Source organism: Janthinobacterium sp. ROICE36 (genome assembly GCF_002869965.1).
In the GTDB taxonomy this organism is placed as follows: domain Bacteria; phylum Pseudomonadota; class Gammaproteobacteria; order Burkholderiales; family Burkholderiaceae_D; genus Janthinobacterium.
In genome coordinates, this window is record NZ_PEBS01000002.1 from 123,589 (window position 1) to 145,248 (window position 21,660).

Below are 21,660 nucleotides of genomic sequence, written 5' to 3' on the forward strand. Positions count from 1 at the left end.
CGGCCCAAACGACGCAGAATCAGGCATAATCGAGCCAGCATGATATTCATGCCGTGCAGGCAGCGAGGTAAGACCATGCAGTTTGAGGATTTCGACCTTTCCACTCCCGATGCCAGCCGGCATGCCGGGGCAGCGCCTGACGAGGATGCGTCCGCCGGCACGGCCGTGCGCCTGCAATATCTGCTCGACAATACGCCCTCCATCATCTATTGCACCGTGCCCAGCGGCGACTTCAAGATGACCTTTGTCAGCAACAATGCCTTGAATGTGCTGGGCTACCCGCCCGAAGACATGGTGGCCGACCCCAATTTCTGGTTCGACCACATCCACCCCGACGATGCGCCCGGCATCTTTTCCAGCCTGGCGCAGATTTTCGTCGAAGGCGCGCGCGCCTATGAATACCGTTTCCGCGTGCACGACGGCAGCTACCTGTGGATGCACGACAGCCTGCGCCTGGTGCGCGACGAGCATGGCGTGCCGTTCGAGGTGATCGGCTCGCTGACGGACATTACCGAACGCAAGCGCATGGAAGCGATGCTGCAGGCGCGCGGCGAAGAGCAGCAACTACTGATCAGCAAGCTGCAGGAAGCGCACGACCAGTTGTTGCAATCGGAAAAAATGGCTTCCATCGGCCAGTTGGCGGCCGGCATCGCGCATGAAATCAATAACCCGATCGGCTTCGTCAACTCCAACATGAGTTCGCTGCAAGGCTATGTCGGCACCCTGTTCGGCGTGATCGCCCAGTATGAAGCGGCGATGCAAGAGCCGCTCGACGGCCCGGCCCTGGCGGCGCGCGTGGCCCAGGTGCGTGCGCAGGCCGACCTGGCCTTCCTGCAGGACGACATGGTGGACCTGGTGCGCGAATCGATGGATGGCTTGAAACGCGTGCGCGACATCGTGCAGGCGCTGAAGGATTTTTCCCACGTGGGCGAGACGGACTGGCAAGTGGCCAGCCTGCATGCGGGCCTGGACAGCACCCTGAACATCGTCGCCAACGAATTGAAATACAAGGCGCGCATCGAGAAACAGTATGGCGAACTGCCGCCGATACTGTGCCTGGCCTCGCAGTTGAACCAGGTCTTCATGAACCTGCTCGTCAACGCGGGCCATGCCATCAGCGGCGAAGGCGTGATCAGCATCCGCACGGGCCGTGCAGACGGCTGGGTGTGGGTGGAAATCGGCGACACGGGCGCCGGCATCGCGCCCGAGCACTTGAACCGCATCTTCGAACCGTTCTTTACCACCAAGGCCGTGGGCAGCGGCACGGGCCTGGGCCTGTCGCTGTCGTACGGCATCGTCAACAAGCACGGCGGGCGCATCGAGGTGGCGTCCGAAGTGGGCCAGGGCACGCGCTTTACCGTGCACCTGCCCGTAGCACCGCCAGCGGCCCAGGCGGTGCCCTAGCCTTCCCGCCCTAGCATTCCTTCAAGGGCGCGTACACGCGGATGCTGAGGCGGCCGCCATTCTTGCCTTCGAAATCGAGCAGCTGGGCGATCACGCGGGCCGTCAGCACGTGTTCGGCCGCCAGCAGCATCAGGCCATCGCGGCTGATCAGGTCGCGCGACAGCACCATGCCCGGTTCCAGCTCGCCCGACAGCACGGTCAGGTCGCGCGCCGGCGGTTCCGTCTCCTCCATGATGCTGCGGAAAGCGGCCACCACGGCGGGGTCATAGCGCTTGCCGACGCTGTCGTAGATCAGGGTGCGGGCCTCTTCGGCGCGCAGGTTGCGCTGTACCATGGCACCGATCTGCAAGCCGTCATAGTCCGACGCCAATGCCAGGATGCGCGCGCCCAGCGGAATGGCCAGGCCCACCATGGCATCGGGAAAGCCGCCACCGTCGAAACGCTCCAGTTGCGAGCGCAGGATCACGGAGACGGCGCGCAGCTCGTCCAGCGCCATCAGCAACTGTTCCGCGCGCAGCGGATGCTTGCGGAACGCGGCCAGCTGCTCGCCCGTCCAGGCGCTGGCAGGCAATTCCAGCACATCGTCACTCAGGCTGAGCTTGCCGATATCCTTGAGCAGGGCCGCGATGAACACGTCGCGCGCCTCCTGCCCTTCCAGGCCCATCGCCTGGGCCAGCTTGCGCGCCAGGTCCGCCACCCGCCGCGCATGGCCGACCAGCTTGCCGCCGCGCATCTCGATCAGGTTGGAAAACACCTTGATGGTCGTCACGAACGTGGCCTTCAAGCGCTCATTGGCCGCCTGCACCTCGTCGTGCGACTGTTTCAGCTGCTGCGTGCGCGTGGCCACCTTTGCTTCCAGGCTGGCGTTAAGCGCCTGCAGTTGTACGTTCTGGCTGGCCGTCAGCGCTTCCAGACGCAGTTTTTCCTGTTCCAGCGCGCGCCGTTCCAGCGCATGGCGCACCACCAGCACGATATCGTTCTCATCCCAGGGCTTGGTTACGTAGCGGTAAATCTCGCCCTGGTTGATGGCGTCGAGGATGGACTGGATGTCGGCATAGCCCGTCAGCAGCAAGCGTATGGTGCCGGGCCAGCGCTGGCGCACCTGGGCCAGGAACTGCGCGCCATCCATGTGCGGCATGCGCATGTCGGAGATGACCAGGTCCACCGTCTCGCTCTCAAGCAGGGTCAGGCCCGCCGCGCCGCCGTCGGCCGTCAGCACGCGATAGCCGTGCGGGCGGAACAAACGCCGCAGCGACGACAGGATATTCGGTTCGTCGTCGACGCACAGGATGGTCGGCGGCACGGCCGCGGTGCTGGTGCTCATGTTGTCCTGTTCAGTCATGGTGCCACGGCCTGCGCCTGACACACGGGCAAGGTAATGCGGAAGGTGGTGCCGCGGCGGATGACGCTGCGCACGTCGATGCGGCCATGGTGTTTCTGCACCGTGGTGTAGGCCAGCGACAGGCCCAGCCCCGTGCCCTTGCCGACGGCCTTGGTGGTAAAGAAGGGGTCGAAGATGCGCGACAGGTGTTCGGGCGCGATGCCGCCGCCCGTGTCCTCGACCTCGATCCACACTTCCGTCGCATTGTCGCTGCCCGTGCGCAGGGTGATGCGACCGCGCGCCTCGCCCATGGCGTGGGCCGCATTGACGACCAGGTTCATGATCACCTGGTTCAGCTCGGAAGGCTGGCATTCGATGTCGGGAATGTCGCCATACTCGCGCACCACGTCGGCCTTGTACTTGACCTCGTTATTCACGATATTGAGCGTGGTATCGATGCCCTGGCGCAGGTCGGCCCAGACCCACTCCTGGTGCGCATCCGTGCGCGAAAAATCCTTCAGGTCCTGCACGATGCGGCGCACGCGTGAAATACCCTCCTTCGACTCGCCCATCAGCAGCGGGATGTCGGTGCGCAGGAAATCCAGGTCGATCTGTTCGCGCAACGCGCGCAGGCGCGCCGCCACCGCCGGGTCGGCGACGGCCGGCTCGGCTTCCTCGTAGGCGTCGAGCATGCTGAACAGGTCGTCCAGATAGCCTTCCAGGGTGCCGACATTCGAAAATACATAGCCGATGGGATTGTTGATCTCGTGTGCCACGCCGGCGGCCAGCTGGCCGATCGAGGCCAGCTTTTCCGACTGCAGCAGCTTTTGCTGGGCCAGCGACAGCTTGCTGTTCAATTCCGTCAGGGCCAGGTTACGCTCGCGCAACGCCATATCGGCGATCTGGCGCTGGCGGATATCGTCGGCCAGGCGCTCGTTCATGTCGGCCAGCTGGGCCGTGCGCTTGGCCACCAGGTGTTCCAGGTTGTCGTGCGCCTTGCGCAGCGCCAATTCCGCAAGGCGCCGCTCGCTCACGTCGCGCAGGGTTTCGATGGCGCCCACCAGGCGCCCTTGCCGGTCGCGCAGGGGCGCCGCCGTGAAGTGCAGCCAGTGGCCGGTGGGGCCGATATCGGCAAAGAAATCCTCGGCCTCGAAAGCGCCAGGGATCACGGGAGAGCGCTTCAGCTTGCCAAGATAGAGGTCATTTTCGCCGAGCGAGATATCGTCGGCCACCAGCAAATCGGCCAGGCAAGCGCGCGGCTGCGGATAGAACGCCTTCCAGTGGTCGCGCGTGCCGACCATCTCGGCGGCCGTAAAGCCCAGCAGCTGTTCGCAAGCGCTGTTCCAGTGCGTCACCACATGGTCCGTGTTGATGGCGAAAGTGGCCACGGGATGGCCATCGAAGAATGCCGATAGCGCGATGGAATCGGTCTGGCGGCGTTCCGGCGTGGCGGGCAGCGCCTGCCCTGCGTCTGTTTCCATGGCCTCTATCCTGTTCATGCCAGCATGATGCGCGACATTTCATCGAAGGTGTGTTCCGTTTGCCGCAGCAGCGCCAACCAGGCTTGCTCGTCCAGGGCAAGGCTGCGCCAGACTGCGGGCGACAGGGGCGGCACCAGCGCATTGTCGATACCGGCCAGGTCCAGCGCCAGGGCGACGGCGTTGGCCATATGCACGGCCAGCGGCAAGCTGCCCGCCTCCAGCCGGTCGATGGCGTGGTGGTCGGCCACCGCCTGCTGTATCGCCTCGGGAAACTTCCAGTAAGCGGCCAGGGCACTGCCCACTTGCGCGTGATCAATGCCGATCACGGCCAGTTCCGCGTCGGCCATCTGACAGTCATGCGCCTGGCGGTAGTTGCGCACGAGCGCGTGCTCGGCCGGGAAGCGCGTCACCAGCACCAGCGTGCCCAGGTCGTGCAGCAGGCCGGCCGTGAAGGCGGTCTCGGGATTGATGCGCAAATGCGGCGCCAGCAGGCGCGCGGCGATGGCCGTGGCCAGCGAATGGCGCCAGAAGGCCTGGAAATCGAAGCCGCCGTTCACCGGCGCGAAGCTGCCCGTCAGCGCGCAGGCCGTGACGACGGTGCGGATGCTGTGAAAGCCCAGCACGGAAACGGCTTGCGGAATGCTGGTGACCTTCGATTGCATGCCGTAGAACGAGGAATTGGCGATGCGCAAGGTCTTCGCCGCCAAAGCCTGGTCCAGCTCGATCTTTTGCGCCAGCACATGCACGTCCGTATCGTCCTGGTCCATGCTCGACAGCAGCTCCAGCACCACCACCGGCAGCGACGGCAATTCCTGTATCTGGCGGATGATATGTTCAAAACTGAGCCGTGTCATGCCCCGCTCCCTTGCCGGTAGCGCTGCAACAGCGACAGCAATTGCGCCCCTGCGGAGTCGGGCGGCGTGGTGCGGAACAGCACGGCCAGCCGTTCCAGGCGGCGTACCCGTTCCTGCTCGGCATGCGCTTGCGCAGCCGGGTCAGGCACTGCATCCATGACGATGTGGCAGCGTTCCACATTGCGCCGGCGCAAGGCCGTCAGGCTGGCCGCCGTCAGGGTGGCGCCCCGGGCCAGCAGCACGGCGCCGCTGGCGTCGCTCAGCGCCTGCGCCAGCACCATGCCTTCCTGCGCCTGTTCCATGGAAATCTCGCCTCCGCTTTCACTCATGCTTTCAATCATGTCCCCGCTCCATGACGACTCAGGGTGACCAGGCTGCCGCGCGAGCGCGAATGCAAGCCCATGGGATGGACCGCCACGGCATACGGCTGGCCGTCGATGGCGGCCAGGCGGTGCACGCCCTGCCCGTCGAACAGCTGCGGCAGCACCAGCGCGGCCTCGTTGCCCAGCAAGGCAGCGCCACGCTCGAACAGATTTTCCGCCGCCGCGTTGATGAAGGCGATCATGCCATCCTCGTCGAGCCCGATCACGGGCAAAGGTAAAAATTGCAGCAATTCGCGCGCGATGCCCAAGCTGACCTCGTCGCGGCTGATCTGGTGCTGCTGCTGGCGTAGCAGCGCCTGCATGGCCGCATTCGCGGCCGCCAGCGCCTGGTTGGCATCGCGCAGCTGGGCATTCAGGCGCACATTGTCGTCGTCGATGCCCTTCAGACGAAAGGCTTCGGCGATATGTTCGCGCAGTTGATGGTCTTCCCAGGGCTTGGTGAGGAATTTGAAGATGGCACCCTCGTTGACGGCATCCGTGACGGCCTGCAACTCGGTATAGCCCGACAGCATGATGCGTATGGTCTGCGGATACAGCAGCTTGGCCTTGCGCAGGAAGTCGGCGCCCAGCATGCCGGGCATGCGCTGGTCCGAAACGATCACGTCGACCGCATGGCTGGCCAGCACATCCAGCCCTTCCTGGCCGCTGTTGGCAGTGAGTATATGGTAGCCATCGCGCCGCAGCAGGCGCTTGAGGGAAGCGAGAATATTCGGCTCGTCATCGACCAGCAGCAAGGTGCGCTGCTGCACCGCAGGCTGCCGCACGGCATCCGCAGTCCCTGGCATACCATGCTCGTCGTGCACATCCATCGGACCATCCTCTCATCGCCACTGCGATATGGGAGCTTGCCTGGAGCGGGAATCTGCCGCGCGGCACAATCTTGCGCGGCAGCCAGCTTGCGCTGATGAAATTATACGACTAAATGTTCCTGCATGGCACTTATCCGCGCTGTGCCGGACAAGGCGTGTCGCGGTAAAACACAAAGCCGCCCAGACCGATGGCTTGCGTATCGGCCTTCACGGCGTACACCAGCGTGTTCCTGGCCGCCTCGACCCTCAGCAGATTCTTGTGCAACACCGTTTGCGCGTGCGCCAGTTCCAACGATGGCGTCGGCGCCAGTACCAGGCGCAGTTCGGACGTAGCGGCATCATACGTCCAGCGGCCCGGGTTGAAAAAAGCGAAGCCGCCGTCGAAACGCAGGCTGCCATCCTTGAACTGGGTCAGGCAAATGCCGGGAAATTCGCTGGGCGGGTTATACCAGGTGGCGGCCACGGCCGCATCGGCCGGCGCTTTGCCCGGCATCTGCATGCCGCTCGCGTCATGCTTCCCGCCCATGCCGGCGCAGCCGGCCAGCGCCAGCGCGCAAGCCAGTGCGCCCGCGCGTTTGATGAATCTCATGTGCATTCCCGCCCCCTTGCTTTGTAGAAACACAATCTTAGTCCGGGATGGCTGGCTGTTCAAGCGGCCAGCGCACATAAGGGGGATTTAATTTCCCTCGGCAGCTTTTGGCGCCAGGGCAGCCGCCTCGCGCAATTTATCCTTCTTGCTCTTGCGCGCGCCCTTCACGCCGCCGTTGACAGTATCGGTGACGGGATTCACGGGCGCGGACAATTCCGTCGGTTCGAAACCGGCCACCACTTCGCGCACGATGCGCAAATCGTTGCGGTTTTCGATCAGGCGGAAATGCGCTTCCGTATCGGCCGTCACAAAACTGATGGCCGTGCCACTTTCGCCGGCGCGGCCCGTGCGGCCGATGCGGTGCGTGTAGTCGACGGCCGAGCGGGGCAAGTCATAGTTGACAACGGCCGGCAAGCCGGCAATGTCGATGCCGCGCGCGGCCACGTCGGTGGCCACCAGCACCTGCAAACGCCCCGCCTTGAAATCGGCCAGCAGCTGGCTGCGCGTGCCCTGGCTGAATTCGCCGTGGAAGGCACCCACGTGCAGGCCCGCGCGCTGCAACTTGTCGGCCACGTGTTCGGCCGCGTACTTGGTGGCGACAAACACCAGCACCCTGTCCCACTGCTGCTGCAGGATCAGGTAGCGCAGCAGCTGCGTGCGGCGCGGCACGTCGACCGTGATGGCGCGCTGCACGATGTCGGGCTGGTCCTGCGGTTCGGACGCCACCTCGATGCGCACGGGTTCCTTGAGCAGGCTGTCGGCCAGCGCCTGCACGCTATCGGGGAAGGTGGCGGAAAAGAACAGGTTTTGCCGCTGCTTGGGCAGCAGCGCAAGGATGGCGTTGACTTCCTCGCTAAAGCCCATGTCGAGCAGGCGGTCGGCTTCGTCGAGCACGCACAGCGACACGCCGCCCAGTTTCACGGCATTTTGCCGCACCAGGTCCAGCAATCGGCCCGGCGTGGCGACGACGATATCGGCGCCGCCGCGCAAGTCCATCATCTGCGGATTGATCGAGACGCCGCCAAACAGCACGGAAATCTTCAATTTGACGGGCAGCGGCTTGGCCAGCGCGTGCACCGTCTGCCCCACCTGCGCCGCCAGCTCGCGCGTGGGCACGAGGATCAGCGCGCGCACCTGGCGCGGGCCGGAAGCGGGCGCCATCAGCGCCTGCAACAGCGGCAGCGCGTAGGCGGCCGTCTTGCCGGAACCCGTCTGGGCCGCGCCCAGCACGTCGCTGCCGCGCAGGATGGCGGGAATGGCGGCAGCCTGGATGGCCGTCGGCGCGGCATAGCCGGCCTTGTCAACGGCGCGGACCAGGGCGGGAATCAGACCCAGTGAGGAAAATGGCATAGCGGGCCTTCTTATATTCGTAAAGTGAGACCGGCCGCAATGTGCGGCCGGTCGGAATAGCGACAGTATAAAGCAGGCGCTTACTGCTTGGGCATTTGCAGCTTCGGATGGCCCGTTTCATCGTAGCCCGGCATGCCGTGGCGGATCGCGTGTGAAAAGTCCGCGTCGTCATTCGCGGCCCGCGCGCGCGCCGTGATGTGGCCGCCGTCACGCAACTGCTGGAAGCTCAAGCCGGGCACCAGGCCCTTGACGTCGAACAGATAACGGTCCAGGTAGCCCGAGGCCAGCAGGCGGTAGTCGAACGGCAGGCCCGGCACGATGCGGCGTACCATCTCGAAGACGATGGTGGTGCAGTTGGCCGTCAGGGTATTGTAGAACTGCGGCTTGGCCTTCAGCGCTTGCGCTTCGTCAAGGTAGGCCAGGAACAGCGAGCGCATGGCCGCTTTCGGCATCATCACGCGGTACAGATACATGTCCTCGCCGCGCGCATTCGTGCGCACGCGCAGGATGTCGCGCTCGTCGGCGGCGACCAGGCTCGTCTCGAAATGCTTGAAAAAGCCACCGATGGCGGAAAAGCGCTCGCCCTTTTCCTTGCGGATCTCGATGGAAAACGTCAAAAAACGTCCGTCGGCAAAGCCGAACGAGATCAGGGTATGCGCAATGTACGGCCCCGTCCAGTACGACAGCGCCGTGTCCACCGTGCGCAGCTCATCGAGGTCGTAGCTGCGCTGCTCCCACTTGACCGTGTAATCGTCGTCGCTGCGCCAGTCGAAATTGCGCACATTGTCCAGCGTAACCAAATTGCCCGTCACCGTGCCCGTGACATTGCGCGCCACGTCGTCGGCCCACACGCGCTGCTGTTTCGGCGTAATCAGGCTCCACCACAGGAGCAGCAGGATAAAACCGGCCGCATACGGCAGCAGCACGCGCAAATCGCCGCGCGTCCACCACAGCACCACGCTGGCCACGCCCAGCGCGCCCCACAGCAGCGCACCGATGGCTTGCGCCGCCGTGCCGCCGGACAGCTGGTACCACAGCGCCAGCGCGCCCCACAGTGCAGTCAACAGAAGAATCAGGGAAACGGCCATTTTGCCGAGGGTGGCCAGCACGGAGCGGGCACGCAGTGATAAGAAAGTCATGCCCTGATTATAAGGGCAAGTGAAGATGGGCAAGTATTTCGGACGTGCCATCCTATCTTGGGACAGGTCACGATGTTATTTCGATGGCATAATGATTTCTTTTGCAATCAATTCTGCCTGCGTATGCAACTCCATGGTTTTTCCATCCTCAAGGGTTTAACCAAAATATTGCTTGAAGGGCAAGAACTTGACCTGCACAACGATTACGAATTCACACAGATCGACTACCGCATCGCTGCACGGCAACTGCAGCTGCATTGGGTACGCAGTGCCGGCGACTGGGTCAGGCCATCCATGCCCCCGGCGCTGACACTGGTGTGCGCAGGCGTGCAGGTGCTGAAAATCCGGGAAGCCAGCGAAGATGAGCATGTTGACGGGGAGAAATGCCTGTCCTCCATCGGCTTCATGTGGAATGCCATGCGCGATGACATGGACGGCGTCGCATCGCATGAGGTGAGCCAAGGCTGCACGGATCTCGCGTTGATTTTCATGAGTGACCTGAGCATCAAGATTGCCGCCGCCGAGGCACGCATCCATCGCAGCAGAGCAACAACTATAACAAGCACAACAACATTCAGGTGACACTTTGCAGCATCAAACGCTCTACGCCCTCGCCGGCAGCCTCAACTCCCTCTTCATCGTCGTCAGCTTGTACGGCCTGTGGTCCCAACTGCAAAAAATCTGGCAGCGCAAGCACGATGCCAGGGTCGGCGCCGGCAAGACGACGGACATCCTGTCGCTCAACCAGTTCAGCGTCAGCTTCCTTGCGTATTGCGCGTTCTTTGTGTACGGCTATTCGATCACGCCGTTCAACCATTACATCGTCTGGCCCCGCTTGATCGCTTCGCTGATCGCGCTGGCCATCCTGTATGAAATCGACCGCGACCGGCGCAGCCTGGCATCGCGCAATGCACTGCTGGCCTGCACGCTGCTGCTGTGCGCGGGGGTGGCGGGGCTGGCGTTCGACCCCACCTTCACCGATGAAAAGCGCGTGATCTCGCAAAGCCTGATCGTCGCCGTCACCGTGCTGCTGGCGCAGGGCTATGCGCACCAGATCCGATTAATCTGGCGCTCAGGCAAGACGGGCGCCGTGTCGCTGAAAATGAGCCAGTTCATCCTGGCGATGGATATCAGCACCATCTTCTTTGCCTGCGTCATGGGGCTGAAAACCGGCTGGCCCCTGCTGCTACTCGCCTGCGTCAGCGCCACGACCAAGCTGATCATCATGTGGCTGTTCCGCTGGGAGAAGACCAGCGCCGCCGCGCGGATCAAACGGCAAGTGCCGGCCTGAGGCTAAGTAACAGTGCTCGCACTGCGTCGCTGCAGGCGCCTTGCACCGCATCCGGTTCTGTTCCTCATAAATTTACAATAATTTCCCGAGCATTACTTAGAATGGCGGGATCGCCACCATGTTGAAAGCGCCGCCATGCATGCTCCCATTCCTATCCTGCGCAGCTTCTCCGAAGCCAAGGCGCGTGAGTTCTACCTCGATTTCCTCGGTTTTACCCTGGACTGGGAACACCGCTTCGTGCCCACGGCGCCGCTGTACCTGCAGGTGACGCGGGGCAATCTCGTGCTGCACCTGAGCGAGCACTACGGCGACGCCACGCCCGGTGCGGCGCTGCTGATCCCCGTCGACAACATCGCCGCCCTGCACGCGGAGCTGCAGGGCAAGGATTACCCGTATGCGCGGCCCGGCATCCGCGACGAGGACTGGGGCCGCATCCTGGAAGTGGCGGACCCGTTCGGCAACCGGCTGCGCTTCTGGCAGCGCAGCGAATAACGCCTATTGTCCGCTCAGAGCGCGCTTTTATCAATTTTCTCGGCCAGCAGTTGCAGCCGGAAGCGGCCACGGCAGCCGAATCAGGTTAAACTACAATATTGCGATATGGCAATATTATGAAGGAGTAAGTTTTGCTAGTCATACTCGGATTTCTCGTCGTGCTGTTTTCCGTCTTCGGCGGCTTCGCCATGCAGGGCGGCCACCTGGCGGCCCTGTTCCAGCCGCTGGAATTGCTGATGATCGGCGGCGCCGCGCTGGGTACCTTCTTTGTCGGCAACGACGCCAAGGCCATCCGCGCCACGTTCGCCGCCCTGCCCACCCTGTTCCACGGTTCGCAATACACGAAGGCGCGCTATATGGAGCTGATGGGACTGATGTATGAAATCCTCAGCAATATCCGCAAGGAAGGCCTGATGTCGGTCGAGGACGATATCGACGATCCCTACCGCAGCGCCATCTTCGTGAAATACCCGTACACGCTCGGTGACGAGCACATCCTGGAATTCATCACCGATTATTTGCGCCTGATGGTGTCGGGCAATATGGACGCTTACCAGATCGAAAACCTGATGGATAACGAGATCGAGACGCACCATGAAGATGCGGAGATGCCGATCCAGACGATTTCGCAGCTGGCCGACGCCATGCCCGCCTTCGGCATCGTGGCCGCCGTGATGGGCGTGGTGCATACCATGGCCTCCGTCGGCTTGCCGCCGGCCGAGCTGGGCGTGCTGATCGCCCAGGCGCTGGTGGGCACCTTCATCGGCATTTTGCTGGCCTACGGCTTCATCGCGCCGCTGGCCAGCTTGCTGCGCCGCAAACACCATGAAACGGCGAAGATGTACCAGTGCGTGAAAGTGACCTTATTGGCCAGCCTGAACGGCTACGCGCCCGCGCTGGCCGTGGAATTCGGCCGCAAGGTCATTTCCGCCACAGAACGCCCCTCATTCAGCGAACTGGAAAACCACGTGCGCCAGGTGCGCACGAAGAACTGATCCGGCCTGTTTCGCTTGTTCGGCTTGTTCGGCGCCTCAGGCTTCCGGCGCCGTCCAGACCAAATTCCACAGGTGGCCATCGATATCGCCAGCGGCTTGTCGATCAGGGACTGGAAGAAGAGTTCGGCCGTCAGCATGGCATCGATGGCGCCGTCGACGATGTTCATGAACGCCGCATTCTTTCCGCTAAAGCGGTGATTGAAGGTAAAGCCGAGAGCGGCAAAGAAAGCCTTGGATTTGTCCAGGTCCTTCACGGGCAGGTTGAGGATGATCTGTTTGTTCATGGCGCCTCCTTGTGATTAAGGTGGAATCGGCAAGCGGTGCCTCATCCCTGCGAGGGGTGACGGCATACAAAATCGACATGCTGGCGAAAAAATAGTCCGTCTAATACATCAATAAAAGTGACGGCAAGACGACGTGATCGATGTCATGCACGCAAGACTGGCATGCTTTCCAACTCTTACTATTTGAGACAGCCTCCAGCCCGTCAAGACCTTACATCATCTGACAGCGGCTGTCAGCGCAAGTCTGCGCGACGATACCTGCTACGACAGCCCGCCTCTGGCTGCTTGCTGTCATCGGCAACTTCCGTCCCGAAGCGGACTTTGCAATATAACAATGATCGTCTGAACATCATTCGAGCTTTGAGTCTCGGTCGCAAGCGTATTTAGGGTGCTGCGCTGGAGCGAGGAAAGTATCGATGGCGGATACAATTTTGGCCTTCAATTGTTCACTACCAGCATCTTGCATATCCTTGTGGCGAGAGCCTTTGATGTGCACCATGCATGTACCGTAGTGGTCGCGCTCTTTCTTGTTTGGCAATACACCGGGGTCGGCAGTAGTGTCGCTGGCACGAATTGTCAGGACGTTGATATCTGCTGAGCGAGGCAACGCGACCCGACGGTTGTCGAGGCTGATAAGGCTCGATACGCGGCTCGGGTTGTCAGCGGCAAACTGAGCGGAACTGTCGCCACCAAGGGAGTGCCCGACGAGAAGCAAGTGTCGCCAATCGAACTGAGGATAGCGTACTGCGGTCCCGTCGATCACGGTGGAGATTGACCGTGAAGTTACGTGGGCCATCGCCCGTAGTTGCTTCGCAATCGGCGCGTCTTGATCTAACTCCATGCCGCCAGAGCTATCTTGCAACGCGACAACCAAGTAACCCATTCGGTTGAGATTTTGTGTGACGAATGAGTAATCTGAACCGGAAAGCCCATATCCTGGGCTAAGGATTGCAACTGGACATGGCTGCGCACGAGTGCACGCTTGCACATCAGGTGGAACGTGAATATTCACTGGTACGGCGGCAAAGGCCATAGGTGTGCAAAACATCAGTGCAAATATAGTAACGAGACGGCTCATCGAATCCTTTCTTGCTACCTTTGGAGGATGCTGAATCTGGGTTACTGACGATTATCTCTGAAGTCGAACAACGAACAATGAGAATGCGATGTAACGACTACATGACGAGTTAAGGCGTAGCCTCGCAACAGGTCTGCTTTTGGCCGATAGCGGACGGTCCGAATGATTCAGCACGCGAAATTATTGCCTTAATAGCAACAAAAAGGCTTAACCAGGCTCGCTGAGCCCTCTCGCTGCCATTTACTGGCCCGGCGCCGTCTCATCCGGGCAGCTGACCTCGTCCTCTGGCGTATATAGAGTCATCGGCACGCGCTGGCCGTCGACTTCCAGCTCGCGCACTTTCGGCGGCACCAGCTGGAACTCGCCCGCCTGCAGTTTATCGCGCAGGGGCTTGCAGCGCAGGGCATCCACGGGGATTTGCCCGCGCGCGGTCCAGCTGCCATCGTCCTTTTCCGCCAGCAATACCGACGAGGCGCGCGGGTCATTGCTGATCAGCAGCACGTCCTCTTTGCCATCGCCATCGAAATCCATCAGATACGCGTCGCACTGAGGCCCTGCCCGCTTCAAGCAGGCAGGCAGACGCCAGGCCGGGCTCACTTGTGTCCAGTCCTGGCGCAGGAAACTGTCCGGCAGCTTCGCCGTGGCCGGACGCAGGGTCAGGTTGATCGACACGTCGCTCAGCGCGCCCGTCTCGTCGAGGCGATTCTGGCGCTTGAGCATGGCCTCGGCGCGGGCCCGCACGATAGCCGCGTCGGCGCCCGTCGTGCGTTTGCTCAACTCCTGCAAGGCTGCCTGCCCATAGCGGGCGCCCTGGAAGCGCAGGTATTCGAAATCGAACTTGTCGACGCCGACCTTGCCGCTCTCCAGGCGCGCCATCTGGCTGGCCACGGAAATGCGCGCCGGGTCCGCCAGCGGCGAGAACAGGGCGAACAGTACCAGCAGGGTGACCCCGGCGGTGGCCACGTTGACGTTGGCGATCAGGTGCAGCCAGTCGCCATACTTGCCGGCCGCCCAGGCATAACCGGCGGCGTAGCAGGTGGCGACCAGCAGGCAAGCGGCAGCGATCAGGCGGTCGGCCGTCCAGCCATGCGACATCACGCGCAGGGTCAGCGCATAGATGGCGATGCCCACCACCCACGGCAGCAGCAGACAGGCCAGGCGCGTGCCCAGGCGGATGCCGCGCGCCACGCCATGGCCCACTTCGCCATTCTGGAAGGCGGCATTGATCAGCACCACCAGCACGCCGGCCATGCCCAGCAACACGGACGCCGCATGACGCGTGGCCCACAGGCGCTCGAAGCCGATGAATGGCAGGGTCAGCAGGAAACCGGAGACCAGCACGGCGGCGATCGGCATCAGCCACGACAGCAGCACCAGCAGCAAGGTGCGGATGCCGCGCACGATGGACGGGCGCACGTCCGTGATGTGGATGGCGAACGAAAAGGCGAAGCAGATGACGGGAATCACGAACCAGGCCTGGCCCAGCAATTTTTTCAGGAAACTCAATTTTATCAGCAGGAACAATTGCCCGCCCAGCCACAGCACCAGCCACAGGCCCAGCACGAACAGCAGGGAAAACAGCAGCTGGATGCCGAGCTTCCAGGCAATTTCAAAATACGTGGAGTAGCGGGCGATGCGCTGGCCGTCCTGGGCGCTGGCCAGTACCAGCGCGTGGGCGATATACAAGCCCACCACGCAAAAGCCGAACAGCTGGGCGGAAATCACGCGCAGCGGCGCGCCCGGCTTGTAGTTGCCCCAGATGACATGCTCGGCGCCGCGCGCCACGTCATGCCAGGCCAGCACGGCCAGCACGGCGGCAGCACCCGCCATCCACAGGCCGATGCGCTTGGCCGACATATGGCCCAGGCTGGAAACGAGCAAAATGGGCAGCAGCAAGCTGATCAGCATCAATGGCCCCAGCAGATAGGCTTCCGTGGCGGGCCACACCTTGTCTTGCGCCGTGCTGTACAGCCAGTACAGCAGCAAGCCTTGCAGCAGGCCCGTCACCAGGCGCGTCACCGCGATGCGCGGCGCTACCACCGGATCGAGCAAGGCCATGTTTTTTCCAGCGGCATTTTGCTGCATAGTCATTCCCTTAATATTCGTTTATTGCTGAAAAGCACGGCCATTATTACATTTCATTATAATCATCTCAACGACGATTCACGCCCGCGCCCCTTCCCTAACTGCGGCGCGACGCAATGGCAGGCTTTGCGCCAGGCCCCAGGCCAGTTCCGGCACGATGAACAGCCACAGCACGGGCTGGCCCGTCACCACCAAGGCCCACGCCATCCAGGTGGAAAACAGGGCGCGCGCCGCCGCGTCATAGCGGCCGAAGCGCGGCTGCGGGTCAAGAATGCGCAGCGCCGACCAGACCAGTACCACGCTGCCCAGCAAGCTGCTGATGAGCAGGTGAAACGGCACGAAGAGGGGCAGCGGCACGCCGCCCAGGCGCACGTTGAGGGCACTCAGTTGCTCGCGCAACAGCAGAAACGTCCACGGCGTGGCAAACGCGGCCGTCATGAGCACATCATAAATGGCGCTGGCGCGCACCAGGCGGCGAAAAGCGGAAACAGACAACATGGCAACTCCTGTCAGTGGAAAGTGTCCATGATCAAGGCTGGAGTACACTCCATGGTCAAGCATTTTATGAAAGAAACCACCATGCAAATCGGCGAGATGGCGCAGGCGACGGGCTTGAGCCGCGATACGCTGCGCTTCTATGAAAAGCGGGGCTTGCTGCGTGCGCGGCGCGGCGCGAACGGCTACCGCGACTACCCGCCCGAGGCGGCCGACTGGCTGCGCTACCTGCGCACGGCGCAGCAACTGGGCTTTACCCTGGCAGAAATCGAGGCCGACATGCCGCTGCTGGCCAGCGCCGGCGATCCCGCCACGGCGGAACTGCTGCGCGCGGCGCTGGCGCGCAAGCTGGGCGACATCGATGCGCGCATCGATGGATTGACGCAGTTGCGCGGCGAACTGGCGCGGCGGCTGGGGCCGCAGGCGGCGGCGTGTCCGTTAAGGGGAGAGGCCGATACAGCTCATTTAGCCTGAAGTAAAAAAACCGCCTGTGCATGGCAGCAGGCGGTTTTGACGTAGGGCAGAGCCGGAATTACCTGGCGGCCTTGCGGCGGCGCAGGAAACCCATCAGGCCCAGGCCAGCGAGCAGCATGGCGTAGGTTTCCGGTTCCGGCACGGCGGCCATCACGGACACGTTGTCGATCACGGCGCCCGAGTAATTGTCGAACGGCGTGCCAGCCTTGGCGGCGCTGGCAAACGACAGGGTCGCCAGGCCGGTGGTGGCGGCCGTGAAGCTCAGGGTATTGCAGTACAAGGTGTTCGACGCGGCGGCGGTCGAGTAGAAATCGCCTGCCACGCCGCCGAAATTGACAGCCACGCCCTGGCCTGCCGGGCCGCCGGAATTGCGCGCCATGTCAAAGCTTAGATTATACGTCTGGCCGGCAACGACACTGAAATTTTGCGACAGGAAACCCGGACCCGGCGTGCCCAGCATGTCGATGCTGTAGCCATCGATGGCATTGTAGGCATTGCGGATCAGGTCGACGGAACTGGCGCCCACGGTCCAGCCCGTGATGGCCGATGAACCGCTGTTGACGACTTTAAAACCGCTGTCGAAGATGTAGCCGGAAGCGAGCGTTTCAAAATTGCCATTCGTGATCAGATTGACTGTGCTGGCGCTGGCGGTACTTGCAGAAAACACGGCGACAACTGCTACGATGGTGGCGATTTTCATGAGCTGATTTCCTTGCCTTGTTGACATTAAAGTTACCTTAAGTGAAATCATATCTCAGCCATGATGAAAATCAAAGAACTTTGCAAAAATATATTTAATGTGGATAATTTGTAACGTTTTCAACCGTACAGGAGGGCGATGGCTCAATCGAGTTCCTGGCGCGCCACCAGGATGCCGTCCGCATCGGCGTAAATCCAGTCGCCCGGATGCACGGTTACGCCGCTAATCTGCACGCGCACGTCGCGCTGGCCCGTGCCCGCCTTGTTGCTCTTGCGCGGATGCGTGGCCAGCGCGCGCACGCCGATCTGGCAGACATTGATTTCCTCGCTGTCGCGGATGCAGCCATCGACGACGATGCCGCTCCAGCCGTTGTTTTGCGCCAGCACGCCCAGCTGGCCGCCCACCAGCGCGCGGCGCAGGCTGCCACCGCCATCGATCACCAGCACATGGCCCTGGCCCGGCGTTTCCAGGGTGCTGCGCACGAGCGCATTGTCTTCAAACACTTGCAAGGTGGTGGCAGGGGCGCTGAAGCGCACGCGCTGGCCGAAGGCGCGGTACACGGGCGGCAGCACGGCCAGGGTGCCATCGTCCAGCATGGCTGCATAGTCGTCGCACAGGTCGGTGGTGGCAAAGGTCATGGGGAGCTCCTTTCGTGACAGATGGCAACGATTCTATGCCTTTTGCAACGCTGCGGCACGTGTTTTCCCGCCCACGCCCACGGCCGTGGCGATGGCCAGCGCCTGAAACACGCCGATGAAGACGAACAACAGGGCTGGATGGTCGCCATCCATCAGCGCGCCAAAGAACAGCGGGCCCACGGCCAGGCCGCTGTCGAGGCCCGAATATACGACGCCATACACGCGCCCCGTGGCATTCTTGGGCGCTGCCGCGCGTATCATCAGGTCGCGCGACGGCCCCGCCACGCCGGACGTCAGGCCGATGGCGCCCATCAGTACCACAGCGCCCCAGGCCGGCACGACAGCCATGGCCAGCAGCACGGCCAGCAGGGCGGCGGCGGAAAAGGCGATCGCCACGTTACGGTCCGGCTGCTTGCTGCGCGCGCCCACCACCCCACCGGCCAGCATGCCCACGGCCGAGGCCAGCATATACGCCGTGTAGGCGCTGGTGGCCAGCGCCAGGCTCATGCCGTACAGCTTGACCAGGGCCATGCTGGCAAAGCTCTGGATGCCGCCCAGCGCGATGGCGGTAATGAAGAAGAAGGCAAAGCACATCCACACGGCCGGCAGGCGCAAAAAGTCCAGCGTGCCTTCGCCACCGGTGGCCTGGCCCGGCGCGGCCTGTTTGACAGGCTCGGGACGGATGGCGCGGCGGTTCAGGAACAGGATCAACAGCACGCCGAACGGCAGCACGGCCGCGCATTGCAGCGCGACCCGCCAGTCATAATGGGTGGCAACATACGTCATGAACAGGGGCGCCAGGGCCCAGCCGATATTGCCGCTGATGCCATGCACGGAAAAGCCGTAAGCCACGCGGGCCGCCGAGACACGCTGGTTGAGTATGGTGTAGTCGGCCGGATGGAACACGCTGTTGCCCATGCCGGCCAGCATGGCGCCCAGCATCAGCGCCGCATAGCTGTGCGCGGTGGACAGGGCCAGCGCCGACACGCCCAGCAAGAATATGCCGGAAAACAACACGGCGCGCGCGCCGAAGCGGTCGACGACAAAGCCGGCCAGCGCCTGCCCCACGCCCGAGACGATGAAAAACACCGTCATCAGCAGGCCCAGTTCCGCATACGACAGGTCGAAAGCGGGTTTCAGCCAGACGAACAGGGCCGCGAGGATCAGGTGGTAGAAGTGCGACACGCCATGCGCCAGCCCCACCAGGGTGATGACGCGTGCATCGCTGCGCAAGGTGGGAAGTTCGAATGCCGAGTTAGTTGTTATCATGTCATACCCTGTCTTATACTGATGAAGCTCAAGTGTATGCAAAATACCATCGTCTGCTTTCCGACAGAACGACATAATTTATCGAATTAAGGCCAAGCTGATGGGTGTACCTATTCTCCACCATACCCGCATGTGTCCGCCGCGGGAAGCGCCCAGCGCGACCATCCCCGTGACGATGATCGCGCGCGACCTGCAGCCCGATGAATTTTTATTACCGCACAGCCATCCCTGGGGCCAGGTCACCATGGCGCTCGAAGGCGTGCTGCGCATCACTGCCAATAATAGCAGCTGGGTGCTGCCGCCCATGCGCGCCATCTGGATCGCACCGAATGTGGAGCATGCCGTCACGATACTGGAAAAAACCCGCTTGCGCCCGCTGTGCATCCATGCCGCACGCGCGCCGTTTGCAGGACATGACTGCAAGGTGCTGGAAGTGTCGAGCCTGCTGCGCCAGCTGATCATGGCGCTGGAACAACTGGACCGGGGCCAGGAACCGGCGCGCGAGGCATTGCTGGCCGAACTGATACTCGATGAATTGAAACGCTCGGCCACGCACCCCATCCGCGTCCCCTTGCCTGCCGACAAGCGTCTGAAAACCCTGTGCGACAGCCTGATCGAGAAACCGGGCGGCACCCAGACCCTGGAACACTGGGCGCAGCTGGTCGGCGCCTCGGAGCGTACCCTGGCGCGGCTGTTCGAACGGGAATTGGGCATGAGTTTTGGCCAGTGGCGCCAGCAGGTGCGCCTGGCGCACGCGGCGCCGCTGATCGCGCGCGGCGTGCCGCTGTCGCAGGTGGCCGAAGAACTGGGCTACGCCAGCCAGTCGGCCTTTTCCGCCATGTTCAAGAAGACCTTTGGCAGTTCGCCATCGGCCTTCTTTGCGCAAGGCGACAGGGGCTAGGCAGCGCGCGAGCGCGCCGTGCCTCAAGCCATGAAGTCAAATAAAGAATTCTTGCCCGTATAACCCGGCAAGGCCGAGTTCGTGCCCATCTGTTCCTGCGCCGAATACGCTTTCACCAGCGCCTGCGCCTGGGCGGTCAGCGCCTTGGCCAGCACGGCTTTCTTGTTGGTCAGGGTGGTGATGTCCTTGCCCACCGATTGCACTTCTTTGCGGATGATGCTCGTTTCGCCCGTCAGTTCACCGATCTTGCTGGAAAACTGGTCCGCCACGCCCTTGCCGTTATTGGTGAACAGCTTGCTGACGGCATCCGGATCGGCCGCGATGGCGGCCTTGAGCTTTTTATCATCGAGCACCAGCTCACCGCTCTTGCCCAGGGTCACGCCAGCGCTGCCCAGGATGGAAGCGGGCACGCCCGTGCTGGCCGTGCGCAATACTTGCTCCATCTGCGAACGCACCTGGCCCAGGGCCGTGTCGGACTTCAAATCGCCCTGCTGCAGGCTTTGCAGCTTGCTGTTGAGCTCATTGTAGGCCGTGACGAAGCTGGCCACGTTGCTGGCGATCTGGCTGCTATCGTTGGCAATGACGAGGTCGGTCGTGCCTGTTTTCTTCAATTCGATGGTGGCGCCCTCGACGGCCGTCGTCAGGGTATTCGTGGCGCTCTTGATGTCCTTGCCGTCGACGGTGAGCAGCGCATCCTGTGCGGCGGCCGTTTGCTGCAGGCCCTTGCCCGAACCGGGCGCATAGCTCAGCAGGTTGCTGACCGCCGCATCGCCGGACACGCTGATGCGCATGCTGCTGTCGGCACCGCTCTTGCCGTTCAGGGCCAGAGAATAGCCATCCGGCCCCTTCACTACGCTGGCGTCGATGCCCTGCTGCTTCAGCGCGGCGGCGATGCCGTCGAGGCTATTGTTGCTGCTGTCGATGGTGAGCGAAATGATCTTGCCGCTGCCTGGGGTAAATTGCTTGCCGTCGGTCGCGCCCACTTCAATCTTGAGCAGCGCCGGCGCTCCTGTGCCGATCGCCGCGCTCGAGGATTTCTGTGCGCCGCTGAGCAGGGTCTGCCCCTGCGCCAATTGCTTGATGTTCATTTCGTGGCTGCCGCTGACAGCCTTGTCGGTGGTGGTGGCGCTCAGCACATCCTTGGTGCTGGATGTGGCCGCCGTGGCCAGGCCGCTGCCGGCCATGTTCTTGGCCACCGTCTGGAATTTCGCCAGCGCCGATTGCAACTGGCCCAGGCCCGAGAATTTGGCCTGGTCGCGCGCCAGGTTGGCATTGAGCTTGACGACGCCCGTGTTCTGCGACTGCATCTGGCGCTCCACCTTCGCATACACATCGGCCGAGATATTGCCCTGCGTCGTTTGCTGCGTGTTGTTGGTGTAGGCCCGGCTATTGATGGTCGAATTAAACATGGTAGGCATTCCCGTCAGGTGTAAGGTCATGGCACACGGTGCAGGTCTTGACCGCGCTGCGCTGGAAACGGACAGCAGGCGCGCGTGGCGCGGCAAGGTCCCTCTTCTGGTTGATCATTATGCAGTATTACCGGAATATCAAAACAGCGAGCAGAACAAGTTTTTTCTGACTGCAAACCAATATGCACCATTTTAGCGCAATCACTGCCTCCCGTCTTC

24 protein-coding genes are annotated in these 21,660 nt (G+C 62.4%); 8 read left to right on the top strand and 16 right to left on the bottom strand.

What is annotated here, in order from left to right; translation table 11 throughout:
* Positions 1–75 precede the first annotated feature (75 nt).
* Positions 76–1,404 (top strand): ATP-binding protein, encoded by a 1,329-nt coding sequence (locus CSZ94_RS01620; protein WP_102119878.1) that lies wholly within the window; start codon positions 76–78, stop codon positions 1,402–1,404.
* A gap of 10 nt (positions 1,405–1,414) precedes the next feature.
* Here the strand turns inward: CSZ94_RS01620 and CSZ94_RS01625 are convergent, their stop codons facing one another.
* The 8 genes from CSZ94_RS01625 to CSZ94_RS01660 all read right to left on the bottom strand — a co-directional run bounded on the left by CSZ94_RS01625 (position 1,415) and on the right by CSZ94_RS01660 (position 9,330).
* Positions 1,415–2,728: an HD domain-containing phosphohydrolase gene (locus CSZ94_RS01625; protein ID WP_102119944.1), complete on the bottom strand. Its 1,314-nt coding sequence runs from the start codon at positions 2,726–2,728 to the stop codon at positions 1,415–1,417.
* 14 nt (positions 2,729–2,742) lie between these two features.
* A complete protein-coding gene (locus tag CSZ94_RS01630) occupies positions 2,743–4,206 on the bottom strand; it encodes an ATP-binding protein (RefSeq protein ID WP_102119879.1) in 1,464 nt (487 codons plus the stop codon).
* Between the two features lie 14 nt (positions 4,207–4,220).
* Positions 4,221–5,060, bottom strand: a complete 840-nt coding sequence (locus CSZ94_RS01635; protein ID WP_102119880.1) for an HDOD domain-containing protein — start codon at positions 5,058–5,060, stop codon at positions 4,221–4,223.
* Entirely contained in the window at positions 5,057–5,389 is a 333-nt protein-coding gene (locus CSZ94_RS01640; protein ID WP_146009709.1) for a hypothetical protein, read from the bottom strand. Before CSZ94_RS01640 ends, CSZ94_RS01635 begins: the two co-directional genes overlap by 4 nt.
* An 8-nt stretch (positions 5,390–5,397) precedes the next feature.
* A complete protein-coding gene (locus CSZ94_RS01645; RefSeq protein WP_258000719.1) occupies positions 5,398–6,228 on the bottom strand; it encodes an ATP-binding response regulator in 831 nt (276 codons plus the stop codon).
* 154 nt (positions 6,229–6,382) lie between these two features.
* A complete protein-coding gene (locus tag CSZ94_RS01650) occupies positions 6,383–6,841 on the bottom strand; it encodes a hypothetical protein (protein ID WP_146009710.1) in 459 nt (152 codons plus the stop codon).
* 87 nt (positions 6,842–6,928) lie between these two features.
* Positions 6,929–8,191 (bottom strand): DEAD/DEAH box helicase, encoded by a 1,263-nt coding sequence (locus CSZ94_RS01655; RefSeq protein ID WP_102119883.1) that lies wholly within the window; start codon positions 8,189–8,191, stop codon positions 6,929–6,931.
* Between the two features lie 80 nt (positions 8,192–8,271).
* Positions 8,272–9,330 (bottom strand): Lnb N-terminal periplasmic domain-containing protein, encoded by a 1,059-nt coding sequence (locus CSZ94_RS01660; RefSeq protein WP_180977320.1) that lies wholly within the window; start codon positions 9,328–9,330, stop codon positions 8,272–8,274.
* Positions 9,331–9,402: 72 nt separating this feature from the next.
* Here CSZ94_RS01660 and CSZ94_RS01665 point away from each other — a divergent pair, with 72 nt between their 5' ends.
* From CSZ94_RS01665 to motA, 4 genes are all read left to right on the top strand, one after another.
* The gene (locus tag CSZ94_RS01665; RefSeq protein ID WP_146009711.1) at positions 9,403–9,912 is read left to right on the top strand and encodes a hypothetical protein; all 510 of its coding nucleotides are present in this window, start codon (positions 9,403–9,405) and stop codon (positions 9,910–9,912) included.
* 4 nt (positions 9,913–9,916) lie between these two features.
* Positions 9,917–10,621 carry a hypothetical protein gene (locus CSZ94_RS01670; protein ID WP_102119885.1) on the top strand — a complete coding sequence of 235 codons (705 nt, stop codon included), beginning with the start codon at positions 9,917–9,919 and terminating at the stop codon, positions 10,619–10,621.
* 135 nt (positions 10,622–10,756) lie between these two features.
* Complete coding sequence (locus CSZ94_RS01675) at positions 10,757–11,113, top strand: glyoxalase superfamily protein (protein WP_102119886.1); 357 nt, start codon at positions 10,757–10,759, stop codon at positions 11,111–11,113.
* Positions 11,114–11,244: 131 nt separating this feature from the next.
* Positions 11,245–12,108: a flagellar motor stator protein MotA gene (gene motA / locus CSZ94_RS01680; RefSeq protein WP_102119887.1), complete on the top strand. Its 864-nt coding sequence runs from the start codon at positions 11,245–11,247 to the stop codon at positions 12,106–12,108.
* Here motA and CSZ94_RS28420 read toward each other — a convergent pair.
* From CSZ94_RS28420 to CSZ94_RS01700, 4 genes are all read right to left on the bottom strand, one after another.
* The gene (locus tag CSZ94_RS28420; RefSeq protein WP_258000720.1) at positions 11,997–12,392 is read right to left on the bottom strand and encodes a VOC family protein; all 396 of its coding nucleotides are present in this window, start codon (positions 12,390–12,392) and stop codon (positions 11,997–11,999) included. The two genes, motA and CSZ94_RS28420, sit on opposite strands and share 112 nt — an antisense overlap.
* Positions 12,393–12,741: 349 nt before the next feature.
* The gene (locus CSZ94_RS01690; protein ID WP_102119888.1) at positions 12,742–13,470 is read right to left on the bottom strand and encodes an alpha/beta fold hydrolase; all 729 of its coding nucleotides are present in this window, start codon (positions 13,468–13,470) and stop codon (positions 12,742–12,744) included.
* Positions 13,471–13,710: 240 nt separating this feature from the next.
* A complete protein-coding gene (locus CSZ94_RS01695) occupies positions 13,711–15,555 on the bottom strand; it encodes a DUF4153 domain-containing protein (RefSeq protein WP_258000721.1) in 1,845 nt (614 codons plus the stop codon).
* Positions 15,556–15,633: 78 nt separating this feature from the next.
* A complete protein-coding gene (locus CSZ94_RS01700; protein ID WP_102119889.1) occupies positions 15,634–16,053 on the bottom strand; it encodes a hypothetical protein in 420 nt (139 codons plus the stop codon).
* A gap of 81 nt (positions 16,054–16,134) precedes the next feature.
* Between CSZ94_RS01700 and CSZ94_RS01705 the strand changes: the two genes are divergently transcribed.
* Positions 16,135–16,524 carry a MerR family transcriptional regulator gene (locus CSZ94_RS01705; RefSeq protein WP_102119948.1) on the top strand — a complete coding sequence of 130 codons (390 nt, stop codon included), beginning with the start codon at positions 16,135–16,137 and terminating at the stop codon, positions 16,522–16,524.
* A 58-nt stretch (positions 16,525–16,582) separates the two neighbouring features.
* Here CSZ94_RS01705 and CSZ94_RS01710 read toward each other — a convergent pair whose 3' ends face one another.
* From CSZ94_RS01710 to CSZ94_RS01720, 3 genes are all read right to left on the bottom strand, one after another.
* Positions 16,583–17,224 carry a choice-of-anchor C family PEP-CTERM protein gene (locus CSZ94_RS01710; RefSeq protein WP_102119890.1) on the bottom strand — a complete coding sequence of 214 codons (642 nt, stop codon included), beginning with the start codon at positions 17,222–17,224 and terminating at the stop codon, positions 16,583–16,585.
* A gap of 143 nt (positions 17,225–17,367) precedes the next feature.
* Entirely contained in the window at positions 17,368–17,862 is a 495-nt protein-coding gene (rraA, locus tag CSZ94_RS01715; protein WP_102119891.1) for a ribonuclease E activity regulator RraA, read from the bottom strand.
* 33 nt (positions 17,863–17,895) lie between these two features.
* A complete protein-coding gene (locus tag CSZ94_RS01720; RefSeq protein ID WP_102119892.1) occupies positions 17,896–19,131 on the bottom strand; it encodes an MFS transporter in 1,236 nt (411 codons plus the stop codon).
* A 100-nt stretch (positions 19,132–19,231) separates the two neighbouring features.
* Here CSZ94_RS01720 and CSZ94_RS01725 point away from each other — a divergent pair, with 100 nt between their 5' ends.
* Positions 19,232–20,032, top strand: a complete 801-nt coding sequence (locus CSZ94_RS01725) for an AraC family transcriptional regulator (RefSeq protein ID WP_180977321.1) — start codon at positions 19,232–19,234, stop codon at positions 20,030–20,032.
* A 23-nt stretch (positions 20,033–20,055) separates the two neighbouring features.
* On the opposite strand, the gene fliD is transcribed toward CSZ94_RS01725, so the two are convergent.
* A complete protein-coding gene (gene fliD, locus CSZ94_RS01730; RefSeq protein WP_102119894.1) occupies positions 20,056–21,441 on the bottom strand; it encodes a flagellar filament capping protein FliD in 1,386 nt (461 codons plus the stop codon).
* Positions 21,442–21,469: 28 nt separating this feature from the next.
* On the opposite strand from fliD, the gene CSZ94_RS27855 reads away from it, so the two are divergent.
* Entirely contained in the window at positions 21,470–21,637 is a 168-nt protein-coding gene (locus tag CSZ94_RS27855) for a hypothetical protein (RefSeq protein WP_180977322.1), read from the top strand.
* Positions 21,638–21,660: the final 23 nt, after the last annotated feature.

What these genes read in the sequence shown, in the direction of transcription:
- CSZ94_RS01690 (WP_102119888.1), bottom strand. Translation starts at nt 13,470, where the DNA reads ATGAGCCGTCTCGTTACTATATTTGCACTGATGTTTTGCACACCTATG.
- rraA (WP_102119891.1), bottom strand. Translation starts at nt 17,862, where the DNA reads ATGACCTTTGCCACCACCGACCTGTGCGACGACTATGCAGCCATGCTG.
- CSZ94_RS01655 (WP_102119883.1), bottom strand. Translation starts at nt 8,191, where the DNA reads ATGCCATTTTCCTCACTGGGTCTGATTCCCGCCCTGGTCCGCGCCGTT.
- CSZ94_RS01710 (WP_102119890.1), bottom strand. Translation starts at nt 17,224, where the DNA reads ATGAAAATCGCCACCATCGTAGCAGTTGTCGCCGTGTTTTCTGCAAGT.
- CSZ94_RS01625 (WP_102119944.1), bottom strand. Translation starts at nt 2,728, where the DNA reads ATGAGCACCAGCACCGCGGCCGTGCCGCCGACCATCCTGTGCGTCGAC.
- CSZ94_RS01630 (WP_102119879.1), bottom strand. Translation starts at nt 4,206, where the DNA reads ATGGAAACAGACGCAGGGCAGGCGCTGCCCGCCACGCCGGAACGCCGC.
- CSZ94_RS01705 (WP_102119948.1), top strand. Translation starts at nt 16,135, where the DNA reads ATGCAAATCGGCGAGATGGCGCAGGCGACGGGCTTGAGCCGCGATACG.
- CSZ94_RS01650 (WP_146009710.1), bottom strand. Translation starts at nt 6,841, where the DNA reads ATGAGATTCATCAAACGCGCGGGCGCACTGGCTTGCGCGCTGGCGCTG.
- CSZ94_RS01675 (WP_102119886.1), top strand. Translation starts at nt 10,757, where the DNA reads ATGCATGCTCCCATTCCTATCCTGCGCAGCTTCTCCGAAGCCAAGGCG.
- CSZ94_RS01635 (WP_102119880.1), bottom strand. Translation starts at nt 5,060, where the DNA reads ATGACACGGCTCAGTTTTGAACATATCATCCGCCAGATACAGGAATTG.
- CSZ94_RS01665 (WP_146009711.1), top strand. Translation starts at nt 9,403, where the DNA reads ATGTTATTTCGATGGCATAATGATTTCTTTTGCAATCAATTCTGCCTG.
- CSZ94_RS01700 (WP_102119889.1), bottom strand. Translation starts at nt 16,053, where the DNA reads ATGTTGTCTGTTTCCGCTTTTCGCCGCCTGGTGCGCGCCAGCGCCATT.
- CSZ94_RS01725 (WP_180977321.1), top strand. Translation starts at nt 19,232, where the DNA reads ATGGGTGTACCTATTCTCCACCATACCCGCATGTGTCCGCCGCGGGAA.
- CSZ94_RS01660 (WP_180977320.1), bottom strand. Translation starts at nt 9,330, where the DNA reads ATGACTTTCTTATCACTGCGTGCCCGCTCCGTGCTGGCCACCCTCGGC.
- CSZ94_RS01695 (WP_258000721.1), bottom strand. Translation starts at nt 15,555, where the DNA reads ATGCAGCAAAATGCCGCTGGAAAAAACATGGCCTTGCTCGATCCGGTG.
- CSZ94_RS01645 (WP_258000719.1), bottom strand. Translation starts at nt 6,228, where the DNA reads ATGCCAGGGACTGCGGATGCCGTGCGGCAGCCTGCGGTGCAGCAGCGC.
- CSZ94_RS27855 (WP_180977322.1), top strand. Translation starts at nt 21,470, where the DNA reads ATGGCACACGGTGCAGGTCTTGACCGCGCTGCGCTGGAAACGGACAGC.
- fliD (WP_102119894.1), bottom strand. Translation starts at nt 21,441, where the DNA reads ATGTTTAATTCGACCATCAATAGCCGGGCCTACACCAACAACACGCAG.
- CSZ94_RS28420 (WP_258000720.1), bottom strand. Translation starts at nt 12,392, where the DNA reads ATGAACAAACAGATCATCCTCAACCTGCCCGTGAAGGACCTGGACAAA.
- CSZ94_RS01720 (WP_102119892.1), bottom strand. Translation starts at nt 19,131, where the DNA reads ATGATAACAACTAACTCGGCATTCGAACTTCCCACCTTGCGCAGCGAT.
- CSZ94_RS01640 (WP_146009709.1), bottom strand. Translation starts at nt 5,389, where the DNA reads ATGAGTGAAAGCGGAGGCGAGATTTCCATGGAACAGGCGCAGGAAGGC.
- CSZ94_RS01620 (WP_102119878.1), top strand. Translation starts at nt 76, where the DNA reads ATGCAGTTTGAGGATTTCGACCTTTCCACTCCCGATGCCAGCCGGCAT.